General features: G+C 70.2%; 13 protein-coding genes. 5 read left to right on the top strand and 8 right to left on the bottom strand.

Annotated features, from left to right (window positions below):
- Window positions 1–45: 45 nt before the first annotated feature.
- Window positions 46–870, bottom strand: coding sequence for a DUF1266 domain-containing protein (locus ACFXIV_RS07070; RefSeq protein ID WP_379393533.1), 825 nt, complete (start codon window positions 868–870; stop codon window positions 46–48).
- Between the two features lie 216 nt (window positions 871–1,086).
- Here ACFXIV_RS07070 and ACFXIV_RS07075 point away from each other — a divergent pair, with 216 nt between their 5' ends.
- Window positions 1,087–1,356: a DUF2277 family protein gene (locus tag ACFXIV_RS07075; protein ID WP_356998658.1), complete on the top strand. Its 270-nt coding sequence runs from the start codon at window positions 1,087–1,089 to the stop codon at window positions 1,354–1,356.
- An 11-nt stretch (window positions 1,357–1,367) separates the two neighbouring features.
- On the opposite strand, the gene ACFXIV_RS07080 is transcribed toward ACFXIV_RS07075, so the two are convergent.
- Window positions 1,368–2,615 carry a PucR family transcriptional regulator gene (locus tag ACFXIV_RS07080; protein WP_379393531.1) on the bottom strand — a complete coding sequence of 416 codons (1,248 nt, stop codon included), beginning with the start codon at window positions 2,613–2,615 and terminating at the stop codon, window positions 1,368–1,370.
- 158 nt (window positions 2,616–2,773) lie between these two features.
- Between ACFXIV_RS07080 and ACFXIV_RS07085 the strand changes: the two genes are divergently transcribed.
- From ACFXIV_RS07085 to ACFXIV_RS07095, 3 genes are read left to right on the top strand one after another with little or no spacing between them, the layout of a single operon-like run.
- Window positions 2,774–4,426, top strand: a complete 1,653-nt coding sequence (locus ACFXIV_RS07085; RefSeq protein ID WP_379393530.1) for an aldehyde dehydrogenase family protein — start codon at window positions 2,774–2,776, stop codon at window positions 4,424–4,426.
- The gene (locus tag ACFXIV_RS07090) at window positions 4,426–5,256 is read left to right on the top strand and encodes an SDR family oxidoreductase (RefSeq protein ID WP_379393528.1); all 831 of its coding nucleotides are present in this window, start codon (window positions 4,426–4,428) and stop codon (window positions 5,254–5,256) included. Before ACFXIV_RS07085 ends, ACFXIV_RS07090 begins: the two co-directional genes overlap by 1 nt.
- A 20-nt stretch (window positions 5,257–5,276) precedes the next feature.
- Window positions 5,277–6,170 carry a PfkB family carbohydrate kinase gene (locus ACFXIV_RS07095; RefSeq protein WP_379393526.1) on the top strand — a complete coding sequence of 298 codons (894 nt, stop codon included), beginning with the start codon at window positions 5,277–5,279 and terminating at the stop codon, window positions 6,168–6,170.
- Between the two features lie 5 nt (window positions 6,171–6,175).
- Here the strand turns inward: ACFXIV_RS07095 and ACFXIV_RS07100 are convergent, their stop codons facing one another.
- Genes ACFXIV_RS07100 through ACFXIV_RS07110 form a run of 3 tightly spaced genes read right to left on the bottom strand, consistent with a single transcriptional unit; the run spans window position 6,176 to window position 11,609 of the window.
- Window positions 6,176–6,862 carry a nucleoside/nucleotide kinase family protein gene (locus ACFXIV_RS07100; protein ID WP_379393524.1) on the bottom strand — a complete coding sequence of 229 codons (687 nt, stop codon included), beginning with the start codon at window positions 6,860–6,862 and terminating at the stop codon, window positions 6,176–6,178.
- A 20-nt stretch (window positions 6,863–6,882) separates the two neighbouring features.
- On the bottom strand, window positions 6,883–9,084 hold the full coding sequence (locus ACFXIV_RS07105; RefSeq protein WP_379393522.1) for a protein kinase: 2,202 nt from the start codon (window positions 9,082–9,084) through the stop codon (window positions 6,883–6,885).
- Window positions 9,081–11,609, bottom strand: a complete 2,529-nt coding sequence (locus ACFXIV_RS07110) for a serine/threonine-protein kinase (protein WP_379393520.1) — start codon at window positions 11,607–11,609, stop codon at window positions 9,081–9,083. The genes ACFXIV_RS07105 and ACFXIV_RS07110 overlap by 4 nt, the downstream gene beginning before the upstream one ends.
- Before the next feature lie 259 nt (window positions 11,610–11,868).
- On the opposite strand from ACFXIV_RS07110, the gene ACFXIV_RS07115 reads away from it, so the two are divergent.
- Entirely contained in the window at window positions 11,869–13,254 is a 1,386-nt protein-coding gene (locus ACFXIV_RS07115) for an amidase (RefSeq protein ID WP_379393518.1), read from the top strand.
- A 173-nt stretch (window positions 13,255–13,427) separates the two neighbouring features.
- On the opposite strand, the gene ACFXIV_RS07120 is transcribed toward ACFXIV_RS07115, so the two are convergent.
- The 3 genes from ACFXIV_RS07120 to ACFXIV_RS07130 all read right to left on the bottom strand — a co-directional run bounded on the left by ACFXIV_RS07120 (window position 13,428) and on the right by ACFXIV_RS07130 (window position 16,296).
- Entirely contained in the window at window positions 13,428–14,315 is an 888-nt protein-coding gene (locus ACFXIV_RS07120; protein WP_379393517.1) for a LysR family transcriptional regulator, read from the bottom strand.
- Window positions 14,316–14,691: 376 nt separating this feature from the next.
- Window positions 14,692–15,249: a hypoxanthine phosphoribosyltransferase gene (gene hpt, locus ACFXIV_RS07125; protein ID WP_354831477.1), complete on the bottom strand. Its 558-nt coding sequence runs from the start codon at window positions 15,247–15,249 to the stop codon at window positions 14,692–14,694.
- Between the two features lie 42 nt (window positions 15,250–15,291).
- On the bottom strand, window positions 15,292–16,296 hold the full coding sequence (locus ACFXIV_RS07130) for an ATP-binding protein (protein ID WP_379393640.1): 1,005 nt from the start codon (window positions 16,294–16,296) through the stop codon (window positions 15,292–15,294).
- Window positions 16,297–16,360 lie beyond the last annotated feature (64 nt).

Below are 16,360 nucleotides of genomic sequence, written 5' to 3' on the forward strand. Positions count from 1 at the left end.
TCGAGTGAGAAGGTTTGGGGGTCGAGCCCCCCAAACCCGACCGACTTATTCGTCCGGTTGCAGCGCGATACGCCGCCACGGGCTGGTGGGGCGCATCCACAGGCGCAGCAATTCCATCCGCCGGTCCACGCCACCGGATTTCAGTTCCGCGAGGTCCTCGCACGCCTGCCAGTAGGTCCACCCGGCGAGATAGGCATCGCCGAATTGCCGCCAGTTCCGGTATTTCCGCTGGGCCGGGGGCAGTGCGCGCATGAGGTAATCCCAGGCGACATCTGCGTCGAGGTAGCCCGCGGTGTAGGCCATGCGGGCGACGGCGACCACGCGGGCCAGATCCCAGGCCTGGATGTCGGTGGGCAGCGGGCGCACCAGATGGTCGGTGAGGCCGAGTTTGATGGCCTGCGACCAGATGTCGTAATCGCGGACCAGCGCTTCCGGATTCTCCATGCCACGGAACGAGCCGACCTGCCGGAGGAACGCGCGATGCCGATCGGCGCGCTCACCGAAGCGATCCCGTTCAGGGGAGTTGATGGCCGCCGTGACGAGTGGATGCACGAGCGCGTAGAGCGGGCCGTGCATACCGTCCAGCAGCTGTTCCATCGAGGCCATGGCCTCGGTGCCGTCGGTGATGCCCCAGGCGCCGGTGAGGGTGTCGATGGCAAGTTCGCGGCGATCGCCGAGGGGATGGTCGCGTTCGGGGCCGAGCAGCAGGGCGTCGTGGAAGGCGTCCCAGCGGGAGGAGTAGAAGCCGCCGAGCGCGAGGGCGCGCAGTTCGTCGTCGGAGACCTGCGCACCGGACCAGTGATCGTCCTCGCGCTGGTCCAGCTCCGGGTACGGAAAAGTCGTCAGCGTGGGCACGTCGCGGGCAGCCATACCCCGATTGTTCCCCATCGATCTTGGAGTGGCCCGCTATTCGCCGATCGCGTGTGCCACACCGGCCGCGTCGGGTGCGAATAATCGGCAAACCATTCGGTTCGGAATTCCGGCGGCCACTGTGCGACATCCTCGCGGGCGCTGCGCGGCACACTCACGCAATTGTCTGAATCTTGCCCTGTCACAGCGGGTAATCGGGCGCTAACCTCTGGGGGCATGAGTGGGAACATCACCCTCCTCCGCGGGCTGAGTCCGGCCGCCACGGAGCAGGAAATCTACGCCGCCGCACAGGAATACGTACGGAAAGTCGGTGGGGTGTCGGGATTGACGACGGCCACCAAGGCCGCGGTGGACAAGGCGGTGGCCGCCATTGCCGCGGCCACCACGCAATTGCTGGCGGAATTACCGGAGCGCCGGGCCTCCGAAGGCGAGCCGCCCACCCGGCGACGCGCCGCCCGGGACACCGTCGCGGAGGAAGCGAGCTGACGCTCGCGGACTCACACGCCGTAGACCGCCACGCAGTCGAGCGCGACCTCCAGTTTCGTACCACGCTGGTCGAGAGAGTGACCGAGTAGTTCTTCTATGCGCTGAATCCGGTATCGCACCGTGTTCTTGTGCACGCCGAGCAGTTTCGCGGCCGCGTCCGGGCTGCGGCGGGCTCGCAGGTAGGCATGCAAGGTTTCCCGCAGTCGCGCCGACTGCGCGTCGGGTGCGGCGAGTGCGCCCAGTTCCCTGTCGATGAGCGACCGCATGGCGGTCTCGTCGGATCCCGCCAGATAGGCGACCTCGACCTCCGAGTAGTGCAGTGCCCGCGGCAGGCCCGGGCGGGCGCGCTCGGCGACCTGCCGGGCGGCGACCGCCTCGCGGTGGCCCGCCCGGAAGCCGGTGGCGTGCGCGGCGGGCCCGCCGATCGCCACCCGCACGGGCGCGTCCACCGACCACACCGGATCGCCGGGCTCGGGCAGCGCGTCGTCCACGCCGATCCACGCCCACAGCGCGGTCGCACCCGAGGGCACGGTGAGCAGGCTGCCGTTGCCGAGCGTGCCCGCGTAGCGGGCCACGATCCGGTCGAGCCGGCCGACGGCCTCGCCGGTGCCGTCCGACGGCAGCGGCGCGGCATCCTCGTCCGTCCACAGCACCAAGGCCAGATGTCGCTGTGACAGCCGGTATCCGAGCCGGCCCGAAGCGGTTTCGATATCCACCTCGGCGCCGTCCAGCAGGGCGCGCACGATCTCGGCGCGCTGGGTGAGCGCGGCGCGCAGGCCGCGTTCCCGCTCGGCCATATAGGTGTCGGTGAGAGCCTCGACCGACGTGCTGACCCAGCGCGTGGTGCGGTCGAAAAGCCTCAGCAGCACCGATCTTTCGATGTCCTGCGGCAGTTGCCGCTGCTCGAGCACCTCGGTCATGTAGTCGATGACCGCCTCCTGACCGAGGTGGTAGACGCGCAGCAGCAGCCGCACGTCGTAGCCGCGGCGGGCGACGGTGCGGGCGAAGGCGTGCGCCTCCGGCGGGACCGGGTATTCGAACAGGTCCTGGGTGAGGCCGCTGAGCACGGCGACCGCGTGGGCCCGGCTGCTGGCGGCCAGGTCGCGGCGCATATCGCGGTCCCGCATCTCCGGGATGCGGGCGATGATGGCGTCGTCGAGGCGGGTGACGACCTGTTCCAGGGTTTCGGCCGGAAGGGTTTCCGCGACGAAATCGGCGATCCAGAGCCGGATCTCCGCCGGGTTCGCGGGGGTCGCCACGGGCACTCCTCCGAGATTGTACTCAGAGCACAAAACCGACCGGAACAATTGACCCGAGTGGCCAAGCATGGGCTCACGAAATTGTGTCACGATCATAGTCCAGTGAGCTGGGGCACAGCTCGCCGTCGCAACGTAGCGCACGTGGGGAGAGGCACATCGTGACCAATACCGAACCCGCCGCGGGCACCGCTCGCAAGACAGGGACCCGCAAGCCGGCCGGGACCGCCGTCAACACCCCGAAGCCGGGAGCCACCCCGAAACCGGAGGCGGCCCCGGCGCCCGCCACCGAACTCGAGGTCCGCAATCCGGCGACCGGCGCACTCGCGGGCACGGTGCCGATCGATTCGGCGGAGACGGTCGCCGCCAAGGTCGCCGCCCTGCGCGCGCAGCAGCCCGCCTGGGAGGCCCTGGGTCCCGACGGGCGCAAGGAGTGGCTGCTGAAGCTGCAGGACTGGCTGGTGGACAACACCGATCGCCTGGCCGACGTGCTGCAGTCCGAGACCGGCAAGGCCCGGGTGGACTCGCTCATCGACCCGGCGTTCTCGGTCGACCTGACCGGTTACTACGCCCGCCGCGCCGCGAAATTCCTTGCCGACGAACACCCTTCGCCGCACAGCCCGCTGGCCCGGGTCAAGCAGCTGACCACCGTGTTCCGGCCCTACCAGGTGGTCGGTGTGATCACGCCGTGGAACTTCCCGCTGGCCATGCCGGTCATCGATGTGATCCCGGCGCTGGCCGCGGGCGCTGCGGTCATCCTGAAACCTTCTGAGGTGACACCGCTTTCGGCGGTCGAGCTGGCGCGCGGCTGGCGCGAGATCGGCGCACCGCCGGTTTTCGAGGTGGTCACCGGCGCGGGCGAGACGGGCGCGGCCGTGGTCGGGAACGCCGACTACATCCAGTTCACCGGTTCCACCGCCACCGGCCGCAAGATCGCCGCGGCCTGCACCGAGCGGATGATCCCGTACAGCCTGGAACTCGGCGGCAAGGACCCGGCCATCGTGCTGGCCGACGCCGACCTGGATCGCGCCGCGCACGGCATCGCCTTCGGCGGGCTGTTCAACGCCGGGCAGGTGTGCATCTCGGTCGAGCGCGTGTACGTGGAAGCGCCTGTCTACGACGAGTTCCTGGCGAAGCTGACCGCCGCCGTCAAGGAGGTCCGCCAGGGCGTGGACGGCCGCCAACCCCGGTACGACATGGGCGCACTCGCCAACGAGAACCAGGCGCAGATCGTGCAGCGGCACGTCGAGGAGGCCGTCGAGGCGGGTGCGCGCGTCACCACCGGCGGCAAGCGCACCGGCGTCGGCACGCTCTTCGAACCGACCGTGCTCGCCGACGTGGACCACACCATGACCTGCATGACCGAGGAGACCTTCGGGCCCACGCTGCCGGTCATGAAGGTGGCCGACGAGGCGGAAGCCATTCGCCTGGCCAATGATTCGATCTACGGCCTGTCCGCCTCGGTCTGGTCCGGCGACAAGGATCGCGCCGAACGCGTTGCGCGCCAACTGAACGCGGGCGCGGTGAACATCAACGACGTGTTCGCCAATATGTTCAGCTTCGCGCTGCCCATGGGCGGCTGGGGCCTGTCCGGCACCGGCGCGCGCTGGGGCGGGGCCAACGGCGTGCGCAAGTACTGCCGTCAGCAGGCCATCACCAAGCCGATCCTGCCCACGCAAACCAAAGAGCCGCTGTGGTTCCCGTATTCGCCGGCCAAGCTGACCATCGCCATGGGCGCCATGCGGGCCGCGGGCACCCGCGGACTGCGGCGGATCAACCTGCCCGCCATCATCAAGACCGTGCGGGGGATGTGATGACCGACTTCGGAACGATCGCCGGCAAGGTCGTGGTGATCACCGGCGGTGCGCGCGGCATCGGCCTGGCCACCGCGACCGCCCTGCAGGCCCTCGGCGCCAGGATCGCCATCGGCGATATCGACGAGACCACCGTCAAGGAGTCCGGCGCCGCACGGGGTTTCGACGTCTACGACCGGCTGGACGTCACCGACCACCAGTCCTTCGACGCCTTCCTCGACGAGGTCGAGCGCCGCCTCGGCCCGATCGACGTGCTCATCAACAATGCCGGGATCATGCCCACCGGCCGCGTGGTGGACGAACCGGATCAGATCACCCGCCGCATTCTCGACATCAATGTGTACGGCGTGATCCTCGGCTCCAAGCTGGCCATCGGGCGCATGCTGCCGCGCGGGCGCGGGCACGTCATCAATATCGCCTCGCTCGCCGGCGAGACCCACATTCCGGGCCTGGCCACCTACAACGCCAGCAAGCACGCGGTGCTGGGCTTCACCGACACCCTGCGCGAGGAGTACCGGGGCACCGGGCTGCGCTTCTCCTCGGTGCTGCCGACGCTCACCAGAACCGAACTGGGATCCGGGGTTACGGGGCCCAAGCTGCTGCGCCCGGCCGAGCCGGAGGAGATCGCCGACGCCATCACCAAGCTGATCGTGGAGCCGCGCTCCAAGGTTCGCGTCACGGCGGTGGCGGGCATCATCTCGCAGGTGGTGGGTCTGCTGCCGCAGTCGGTGGGCGATGCCATCGGGCGCGCGCTGGGCGCGCAGAGCGCGTTCCTGGACGATGTGGACTCCGACGCGCGCAAGGCCTATGAGAACCGGGTGCGCGAGTAGCTCACCGTAGGGTCGGCGGCATGGGTAGCAGGAGTGCGGTTTTCGCCGGATTGTCGACACTGGATCTCGCCTATGCCGTCGACCGGTATCCCGCCGAGGACTCCAAGACCCAGGCCGCCGACCTGTTCCTCGGCGCGGGCGGACCGGCGGCCAATGCGGCGGTGACCTATGCCTTCCTGTCCGGCGCGACACCGGCCCTGGTGACCGCGCTGGGCAAACATCCACTGGCGGAACTGATTCGCGGTGATCTGCAGCGGCACGGGGTCACCGCCGTGGACCTCACGCCCGACGGCGATCAGCAGCCGCCGGTGTCCTCGATCATCGTCGCCACCGCGGCGGCCACCCGGACCATCGTGTCGCTGGACGGATCCCGGATCCATCCAGCCCTCGACGAGACCGCGGCCGCGGTGCTCGACAGCGCCACAGTGCTGCTGGTGGACGGCCACTATCCCGAACCCGCGCTACGGCTGGCGACGGCGGCGCGGGCGGCGGGCGTGCCCGTGGTGCTGGATGCCGGCCGCTGGCGTCCGGTGCACGGCGCGCTGCTGCCGGTCGTCGATATCGCCATCTGCTCGAGTGCCTTCACTCCGCCTGGGGTACAGGGTGATTCGGCCGGTGAGGTGTTCGACCACCTGCACGCGGCGGGACCGCGGCTGGTCGCGATCACCGGTGGTGGTGGCCCGATCCGATACTCGATGCCCGGCGAACGCGGCGAGATCCCTGTTCCCGCGGCACCGGCGGTGGACACCCTCGGGGCGGGCGACATTCTGCACGGCGCGTTCTGCCATTTTCACGAGCGCGGCGCGGGTTTCCCGGTCGCGCTGCGGCGCGCGGCCGCGGTGGCGACGGCCTCCTGCGGTTTCCCCGGCACCCGGGAGTGGATGCGGCACTTCGATATTCGGTCGACTGGATAGCGCGCTCAGTCGATGCGGTAGCCGCGTCCGGCCTTGCGCAGCACCAGATCGGCACGGGTGCGGGTGGATTCGACGAGGGCGGCATTGCGGAGGTCGCTGTGCGCCACCTTGGTCCGCGCGGCCTCGGGGGTGCGGCCGCCGCGAATGTGGCGGCGCAACAGGCGTTGTTCGAGGATCGGCCGCGGCACGTCCAGGTACCAGGTCTCGTCGAGCAGCGGGCGCACGGCGGCCCAGGCCGGGTGGGCGCGGTCGTCGAGCAGCAGGTAGTTGCCCTCGGTCACCACGATGGCTTGGCGATCGAACACGACGCCGCCGGGGACCGGTTCGTGGATCTCGCGATCGTAGGTGGGCCAGGACACCGGCGTGCCCGGCGCGGTCTCGCGAATGGTGCGCAGCCGGGCCACATAGCCGTCGGCGTCGAAGGTGTCGGGTTCGCCCTTGCGATCGAGGAATCCGGCGGCGCGCAGCTGGGCGTTGGTGAGGTGGAATCCGTCCATGGGCGCGACTTCGGCGATCGAAGCGCCGGCAGCCAGGTTCAGTTCGTCGCGAATGCCGCGGGCGAGGGTGGATTTGCCGGCACCGGGCGGGCCCGCGATACCGAGCAGAAACCGACCGGAATGCCCGTCGGCGCGGCGGCGAACGCGAGCCGCCAACTCCGCCAACGAGGTTTCGACACTGCCACGTATCGCCACCCCTCCGAGCCTACGGGGAATCAATGCCCGCCTTCGGGAATGGCGCGCACCAGCGCCTGCAGGTCCTCCTCCAGCAGCCGCGAGAGCCGGTAGGTCAGCACGAACGCCAGCACGCCGCCGACACTGATCAGCCGCAGCGGCACGATCACCAGCGACAGATCGGCGGTCGACACGAAGGTCACGCTGGCCACCGCCAGCAGCGGCACCGACGCGGCCGCGGCGAGATAGAAGTTGCTGCGCCGGGCCAGCGCCGACAGCTGCCGCCGATCGGCGGGCCCCACCGAACCGCGCGCCAGCAGCTGCGGATACAGCGACCGCACCGCGTACACCATGATCAGGAAGAACGGATAGGCCAGCGCGATGGTCGCACACACCACCTGCGCGGTGAAGAAGTGCGCGAAGGCATTGTGCGGCAACCGCGCTCCCGTACCCGACAGGGCCAGCGGCCACGCCACCCCGGCGATCAGCCACATGGCGAAGGGCACCCACACCGCCCGCTCCCCCATCAGCAACGTGTCGGCGCGGGCGTGGGCCAGCTGGGCCGGGGTGTACCGGTGCCCACGGGCCAAGCGGTAGGAGACGGTCAGCGGCCGCCGCGCCAGCCACAACAGCAGCAGCGCCGCCAGCGGGAAGGCGACCAGATTGTTCACCAGCGCCACCTGCTCGAACCGCTGCTGGTCCACCAGCGGCAGCTCGTTCACGATGAGACTCTGGTTGATCCGGACGTTGTACCAGCTGGCCACGGCATTCGGCAGGCCCACGCACAGCATCGCGATCGGCACCGGCCAGCCGCGCAACCGGGCCCACAGCGTGTGCGGCGGCGGATCCACCAGATCCCGGGCCCGCGGGTCGAGGCACAGGTTCAGCTGCCCGGCCAGCTGGCCGCCGGTCTGCCAGCGCCGCGCGGGATCGGGTCGCAGGCATTCCAGCAGCACCCGCCGCAGCGCGGCCGGGGTGTCGGCGGGCAGGGTGTCCAGGGCCGCCGCGGGCACGCCCGCCGTCCGCTGGGCCAGCATCGCCCGCACCGCCCCGGCATCGGTCCCGGCATCCGCATCGTCGAATGGCAGTGCGCCGGTGAGCATTTCCCACAGCACGAGTCCGAGCGAGTAGATGTCGCCGCGGGTATCCGGCAGCGGCGCAGCCGGATCCAGCTGCGCGGCCAGCGCCTCCGGCGACCGATACCGCAGCGCCCCGGCATCATTCGCGCCCGCCCCGAGGAACGCCCCACTCCAGTACACCGGCCCCAGCGCGAAATCCGCGAGCTTGGGCACCCCTTCCGCCGTGAAGAGCACATTGCCGGGCCGGATGTCGCGATGCAGCACCCCCTGCCGCAACCCGTAGTCGAGCGCCTCCGCCAGCCGCCGTCCCACCCACGCCACGGTTTCCGGCCAGCTCAGCCCGGCGATCTCCGCCCGCACCCGGGACCCGGCCGGCCGGATCTCACCCTTGGCCTCCATTGCCGCGTCGATGGCCCGCAGCAGCAGTCCGCCATCGGCGCTGTCGCGCCCGGCCGTCGCGGATTCCTGCCGGAGCCGGGCCAGCACGCCATCGACGGTGCCGCCGGGCAGATACTGCATGTACAACAGCCGCAACGGTTTTCCGGTGCTGCCGTCGGCGATCAGGCGCTGGTCGAAGACCCGCACGATGTGCTGGTGGTCGAGTTGCGCGACGGTGTCGGTGTCGCTGTCCACGCCCGCCTCCACCCGCACCGCGACCAGCCGCTGCATGGACCGCTGCCGGGCCAGGAACATGCGGCTGTGTTCGCGGCCGCCGAGATCGGTGAGCAGGTCGAAATCGTCGAGGCGGCGGCCGGTTCCGATGCCCTCGGGTAGCACGGGCGGCGGGGGCGGCGGAGTGTCGCCGGTGAAGCGGCGGCGGATCTCGGTGGCCGCCTCCGGGTACTCGGAGGTGAAGCTGTCCACGTCCACCGGCCGGAAGCGGCTGCGGGCCACGTACTCCTCGCAGACCAGGTCGGCGAAGTCCGGGCTGGTCCCCACCTCCGGGAATTCCCTGCGGTACTCCGCGAGCCGCTTCTCCATTCCGGCGCGCCGCCAGCGCTGCCGCATGTCCACCCGCACCAGATCGGTGAGGACCGCGAGCCGCACCTCGTGCCCGTCGGGCAGGTAACCGGCCAGGGGCGGCGGTTCGTCGCGGTCGCCGCGCAGGGTGGATTCCCAGTCGGCAGCGAAGCGGGCGAGGGCTTGCGCTGCGAGTTCGCTCACGATTCGGTACCCGCCCCGTTTCCGGGCGCCCGCGACGAGGGGGTCGACGACACCACCCGCTCCAGCGCCGCCAGGTCGGCCTCCAGCGCCCGGAACATGGCATAGATCAGGACGAAGGCCGCGATCCCGCCGACACTGAGCACCCGCACCGCGACGATCACCTGCGGAATGTCGTCCGGCGGGAGGAACGTCACGCCCGCCACCGCCAGCAACGGGACCGACGCCGCGACCGCCAGATAGGTGGTGCAGCGGTGGCCCAGCCGGTGCAGCCACACCGCGTCCTCGGCGCTGATGTCCCCGTGCCGCAGGAACATCGGATAGATGCACCGCACCAGATAGAAAGCCACCAGGAAGAACGGATACGCCACGGCGATGGCCCCGCACACCACCAGCGACACCAGGAAGTGCACCATGCCACGGGCCGGCAGGTCGGGAGCCGTCATGCGCAGCACCGTCGGGAAGGTGATGCCCGCGATCACCCACAGCGAGAACACCACCAGGGAGATGCGCTCCCCGGCCAGCAACACGTCCGCGCGGGCTCTGCGCAGCGTCTCCTGGTCGTATTCGCGGCCCAGGCGCACCCCGCGCGGCACAAAGATCAGGGACCGGCACAGATAGGCGATGACGGCCGTCCCGAGCGGGAAGAACACCAGGTTCACCGTGGTCGTGGTGAGCATGAAGGTGTGCATGGCCGACTCGGACAGGTGATTGATGATGAAGGCCCGGTTGTGCGCGATGTTGTACAGCGACGCCAGCAGGTTCGGCACCACGATGGCCAGCGTGACCAGCGGAATCATCCACGGCCGCAACCGCATCCGCCAGCTGTGCGGCGGCGGGTCGACCAGGTCGCGGGCACGTTCGTCCAGGCACATCTCGAGCTGTGTGGCCAGGACCCCGCCGCTGCTCCAGCGCTGTTCGCGGGCCGGCTCCAGGCAGGTGAGCAGGACCCGGCGCAGCGCGGCGGGGCAGTCGGGCGGCACCCGGTCGAGGGCGGCGGTGTCGACGCCGCCGCGCCGCCGCGCCAGCATGGCATCGAGGGTGGTGCGGTCGCCGTGGTCGCCGGGCCCGGCGGTGGTGTCGTCGAAGGGCTTCGCCCCCGTGAGCAGCTCCCACAGCACCACGCCGAGGGAGAAGATATCGGCGCGGGTGTCCAGGTCGCCGGCGCTGATGGCGGTGCCGGGATGGCACGCGTCCAGCTGTTCCGGGGACATGTAGGACAGCGAACCGCCGAAGTACGCGACCGGGCCGGCGCTGTCGATACTCCGGCTGAAGCTGATGTTGAAGTCGGCCAGCTTCGGTACCGCCTCGGCGGTGAGCAGTACATTCGCGGGCTTCACGTCCCGGTGCAGGACCCCGTGCCCGTCCGCGTAGTCCAGTGCCTCGGCCAGCCGGCGGCCCAGCCACGCCACGGTTTCCGGCCAGGACAGCCCGGCCAGCTCGGCGCGCACGCTGGAGTCGGTGGGCCGGATCTCGCCCTTCTCCTCCATGGCCGCGTCGACCGCGTCCAGCAGCAGCTGTCCGGTGCGTTGCGCGGGCGAGGTGGCCCGCACCCGGCGCAGCACGCCGAGCAGGGTGCCGCCGGGCAGGAACTGCATGTACAGCAGACGCAGGCGGCGCCCGGATTCGGTGCGCCGGTCCGACATCAGCCGCTGGTCGAAGACGCGCACGATGTAGTCGTGGTCGAGCTGGGCCAGGGTCTGCGGCTCGGTGCCGTGGTCGGCGGAGATCTTCACCGCCACCAGCCGCTGCAGGGAGCGCTGCCGGGCCAGGAAGACCCGGGCGAACGCCCCGGAACCAAGACTGGTCAGCAGGTCGAAATCATCGATGCGCTGCCCGATTTCGATGCGATCGAGCAGTTCCCCGGTCTCGGGCGTGGTGATCCCGCCGGTGGCACGGGTGGGCTCGGCCGGTGCGCCGACCAGCTGCGAGGGATCCTCGTACAGCGTCACCTCACCCGGTTCGGGTACCCGGGTGGTGTCGCCGTCCACGGTCGGCCCGGTCCGGGCGGTCGGCTCGAGCTGCGTCCGCTCGAGCTGTGTCCGGTCGGAGCGTTCGACCCCGAAGTCACCGCGCGTGGATTCGTCCAGCCCGGCCCGCCGCGTGCTCTGATCGTCGTCGTCGGCATTCAGCAGTTCCCGCAGCTCGGTCGCCTGATCCGGATATTCGCGCAGGCAGTCGCGCGGATCCACGCGCTCGCCGCTGTGCCGGCGGATGACGAACTCCTCGTACACCAGCCCGGCGGGCAGATCCCGGTCCGCGAGTTCGGGGAATTCGGCGCAGTAGTCGCGCAGCCGTTTGGGCGGGGAGACCTCGGTTCCGGCGGGTCGGTGCAGCCAGCGGTGGCGCATGTCCACCCGGATGAGCTCGATCAGCGCACCCCGCCGCAGCGTGGTGGCGTCGGGCAGATAGTCGGCGATCCGGGGCGGGGCCGCAGTGGAGTCCCACGCCGCCGTGAAGGCGGCGATCGCACTCGATTCCGTTTTTGCCGAGTAACCGCCGGAACGGTGGTCGGAACCAGAAGCCATGTCCGCACCCCTCTGGCTCGGCACGGATGTCGTCGATCCGCACTGTCGATCCGAGGATGTCGTGGATTCTGAGATTGGGACAAAGAAACCGCCACACCCCACACCATCATCCCCGACTGCTAGCCGGAATGATAACTTGCGGCTCACGAGCGGATCACCCGATTTCGACACGAGGCGACGGGGGAAGACCAGCATGCACGACGAGGGCACGGCGCTAGCGGCTGAAATCGCCACAGCCGGCACCGCCGAGGAGGTAGCGGTGGCACGCATCACGGCTGATTCCGACACCCCATCCGACCGTCCCCCCGTGGACCTGACCACGGCCACCGGCATCGCCGCGGCCGTCCAGAACGGCTCGATCTCCCCCGAGGACGCGGTCGGCGCGGCGCTGGACCGGATTCGCGCCCGCGATCGGAAATTGAACGCCTTCAGTCTCGTTCGCGAGGAAGCGGCCCGCGCCGAGGCCCGCACGGTGGCCGAACGACCGGATCTGGACATGCTGCCGCTGGCCGGCGTGCCGATCGCGGTGAAGAACAATATCGACGTCGCCGGCGAGGTCACCCGGGGCGGCTCGCTGGCCGGTCCCGATACCCCCGCGACCGGCGACCACCCGGTCGTGCGCCGGCTGCGGGCCGCGGGCGCGGTCGTCGTGGGCCTCACCACGGTGCCCGAATTCGGGCTCTGGGGTGTCACTGACGGCCCGGGCAGCATCACCCGCAGCCCGTGGAACACCCGCTACTCCGCGGGCGGCTCGTCGGGCGGTTCCGGCGCGGCGGTCGGCTCCGGCATGGTCCCGATCGCGCACGGCAATGACGGGCTCGGCTCGGTCCGCATTCCGGCCGCCTGCTGCGGCGTGGTCGGCCTCAAGCCCGGCCGCGGTCTGGTGCCCGCCGAGGTGGGGCTGGACTCGTGGGGCGGGATGACCGAGAACGGGGTCCTCGCAACAACGGTCGCGGATACCGCGCTCATGCTCTCGGTGCTCGCGGACCGCCCCGACCTGGCCGATCTGGAGACGCCCTCGACGCTGCGCATCGGCCTGGCCACCGGGGCTCCGACACCACTCGGCCATATCGACCTGGCCTGGACCGCCGCCGCCGACAAGGCCGCCGCGGCCGCCTCCCGGGCGGGCCACATCATCGGCGTCGCCGAACTCCCGTACCAGGGCTCGACTTTCGCGCTGCTGCTGCGCTGGCTCGGCAATGCTGCCCGCGAGGCCGCGACCGTCCAGCATCCGGATCTCCTGCAGCGCCGCACCCGGGTGCACGTCGCCCTCGGCAGGGCGGTGCTGAAGTCCGGACTGCTGCGCCCGTCGCAGGTCGATCGTGTGGAGGCCCGGCTGCTCGACTATTTCGAGCGCTACGACGTGGTCATCACGCCCACCCTCGCGACCCCTGCCCCGCGCGCCCGCCGCTGGCATTCCCGCCCCTGGCTGGCGAATGTCCTTACGAACACGAAGTTCTCGCCGTTCACGCCACTGTGGAACCTGGTCGGCTGGCCCGCGCTGTCACTACCCATGGGCCTGCACCCCCGCACCGGCACCCCGGTCGCGGCGCAGATCGCGGGCCCGCCCGGCAGCGAGTCGACCATCCTCCGGCTGGCCGCGCAGATCGAGGCCGCCCACCCCTGGCAGCGCGTCGCTCCCTGAGCACACCCCGGCACAGCGCGCCCGGATACAGCACAGCACGCCCGGATACAGCACAGCGCCGCGTCACTCGGTGACGCGGCGCTGTTCTTCTGTCTCGATCCCGTACTCCCGGACGGACCGCGGCAACCTCCGACCCTCTGCCGCCGCCCGTTTCGACCGGTCCGGGCCGGGGCCTACTGGGCCGCGACCGGTTCCTTCTCGGCGAAGCCGCCGTCGAGGACGCGGACGGCGAACTCGAGGATGGTGGGGCGGTCGTCGTCGGCGCGCCAGGCCACCGCCAGTTCGCAGGGGGCCAGGCCGGCGACCGGGCGGGCGGTGAGGCCGGGCCAGCGGTACATGGGAACATTGTTCTCGGCCAGCAGGCACACGCCCAGGCCGAGGCTGACCGCCTCGAGACGCTCCTCGGCGGTGGCCGCTTCCGCGCCGATCTTGGCCTGGCGGCCGCCGCGGGCGTCCGCACCGAGCCAGAAGTCCCGTGCCGCACCGGCTTCGGCGGGCATGGCGATGAAGGGCTCGTCGATCAGGTCGGCGAAGTCGATCTGCTCCTGGCCGGCCAGGGCGTGGTTCTCGGGCAGCAGCACCCAGCGCGGTTCGGTGCGCAGCACCTGCCAGCGGTAGCGGCTGGTGTCGGGCACCGGCAGCCACATGAGCGCGAGGTCGGCCTGACGGCCGGCCAGCCCGCTGGACGGGTCGGTCCAGGACGCGGAGTGCAGGGCGAGCCGGTGGCCGCTGGCGCTCTCCAGGTCGGTGATCAGGCCGCGGCCGATGGAGGACTGGATGCCGACGCGCAGCACCTCACCGGCCTCCTGCAGGGCGACATTGGTGACTTCCCACAGTTCCAGAATCTTCCGCGCGCCTTCGAGGAGTTCCTTGCCGGCGACGGTCAGGGCCACGCTGCGCTGGTTGCGGTCGAACAGCACGACGTCGAGCTGGCGCTCCAGCTGACGGATCTGTCGTGACAGGGTGGGTTGTGCGATGTGCAGCCGTTGAGCGGCGTTGGTGAAATGCAGTTCCTCAGCGACGGCGACGAAATACCGCAGGTCGCGCAAATGCGGGTCCATAGCCCCTTGCTATCAGAATCGGTCTTGATTTTCCAGCCGTATCTGACCCAAAAGTTTGCAACTGGATCAGAAAACAGCCGTCAGGTTTGTTACAGACAGCATAGGACTCCCCTGAAACATTCTGTTAACCGGACCCGCGAATTCCTGGCCATTCACCGACGCCCACCCACCCACCCCCTAGCGGACACTTGACCAGCAGTTACACATAAACCCGGCCCATGCCGGATTCCCGCTCGACCCGGGCGCTGACATCCAGCAACGACCACTCCCCCCGGCCCACGCCCCAAACCAGCCCATCGAGTGAGTTTCGTCACATCAACGCAGAAGGCCGCTCCCGGTAACCGGTAGCGGCCTTCGTTTCGATCCTCGAGAGTTGTTACTCCCCGCCGTAGACCTTCGGGTCCAGGGTGCCGATGTACGGCAGATCACGGTAGCGCTCTGCGTAGTCGAGGCCGTAGCCCACCACGAACTCGTTCGGGATGTCGAAGCCCACGGCCATCACGTCAACCTGGGTGCGCAGCGCGTCGGGCTTGCGCAGCAGGGTCACCACCTCGAGCGAGGCCGGGTTGCGGCTGGACAGGTTGCGCAGCAGCCACGACAGCGTCAGGCCGGAGTCGATGATGTCCTCGACGATCAGCACATTGCGCCCGGCGATGTCCTTGTCCAGGTCCTTCATGATGCGCACCACGCCCGAGGACGAGGTGGAGGACCCGTAGGACGAGACGGCCATGAACTCCATCTGCGTCGGCACGGTGAGCTTCTTGGCCAGGTCGGTCATGAAGAAGATGGCGCCCTTGAGCACGCCCACCAGCAGCAGGTCGCCCTCGGGGGCATCGGCGGGATAGCGCTTGGCGACCAGTTCGGCCAGTTCCTCGACCTTGTCGGCGATCTGTTCCTCGCTGATCAGCACCGACGCGATGTCGTCCCCGTACACGTCCGCTGGTTTCCCTTCAGTGATGTCGACCCGAATCCGGGTTCACTCCGAACCGAGTATGAGCCTGCCATGTTCACGCGCGGCAACCAACCTCGTCCCACTGGGCGAACCGCCCACCGCGACCCCGCCCTGCCCCCGCCACCGCGTGACCAGCGCCTCGACCGCCCGTAAATTGCTGTCCGTCAATGATTTTGCGCCACGCTCGAGCAACCATTCGCGAATGACGCGGCGGCGGACCGCGGGCGCGGCAGTGGCGAGCATCTCGATTCGCAGCCCGTCACCGTCCCGGGCGGCTGCCAGCAACTCTCCGGCGAGCGCGTCCAGCACCTCCCCGTCCTCCCGCAGGTGCGCTGCCGTGCGCGCGAGCGCGGCGGCCACGCCACCGCCGAGCACGTCCTCGAGCAATGGCAGCACCTCGTGTCGCAGGCGTACCCGGGTGAATTCCGGCGCGCTGTTGTGCGGGTCCTCCCAGGGCGTGATTCCCAGATCCGCGCACAGTTCGCGGGCCACGCTCCGCCGCACCCCCAGCAGTGGCCGCCCCCACGGCGCATCGAATTCCGGCATCCCGCGGATGGACCGCGCCCCCGACCCGCGCCCGAGCCCGAGCAGCACCGTCTCGGCCTGATCGTCCAGCGTGTGCCCGAGCAACACCGGCAATCCCTGCCGCGCCTGGTCCAGCGCCGCGTACCGGGCGCGCCGGGCCGCCGCTTCCGGACCACCCGGGTACCGGGCCTTGCCCGCGCGGTCGCCGAGGCCCGCGGGGCGGTCGCGATCGGCGATGTCGGGGCCCGTCCCGGCACGCTCGACCGTCACGGTCAGTACCCGCGCCGACCGGCAGCCCAGCTTCGACGCCAGCGCGGCCGCCGCGGCGGCCACCTCCGCCGACCCCGCCTGCAAACCGTGGTCCACCGTCAGGGCGTCCACCACGTCCGCCTCCGCACAGGCGGCGGCCGTCAGCGCGACCGAATCCGCCCCACCCGAGAGGGCCACGGCGACCACACCGTCGGGCGCGTACCGTCCCAGCCATTCCCGCACGGCGCGCCGCATCTCCAGTGCGGCAGGCGTCTCGGGCAGCCGGGGCCGATCGTTCACGCCCTGATCGTCGCACGCG

Origin of the sequence: Nocardia sp. NPDC059236, assembly GCF_042754085.1 — a bacterium.
GTDB lineage: Bacteria > Actinomycetota > Actinomycetes > Mycobacteriales > Mycobacteriaceae > Nocardia.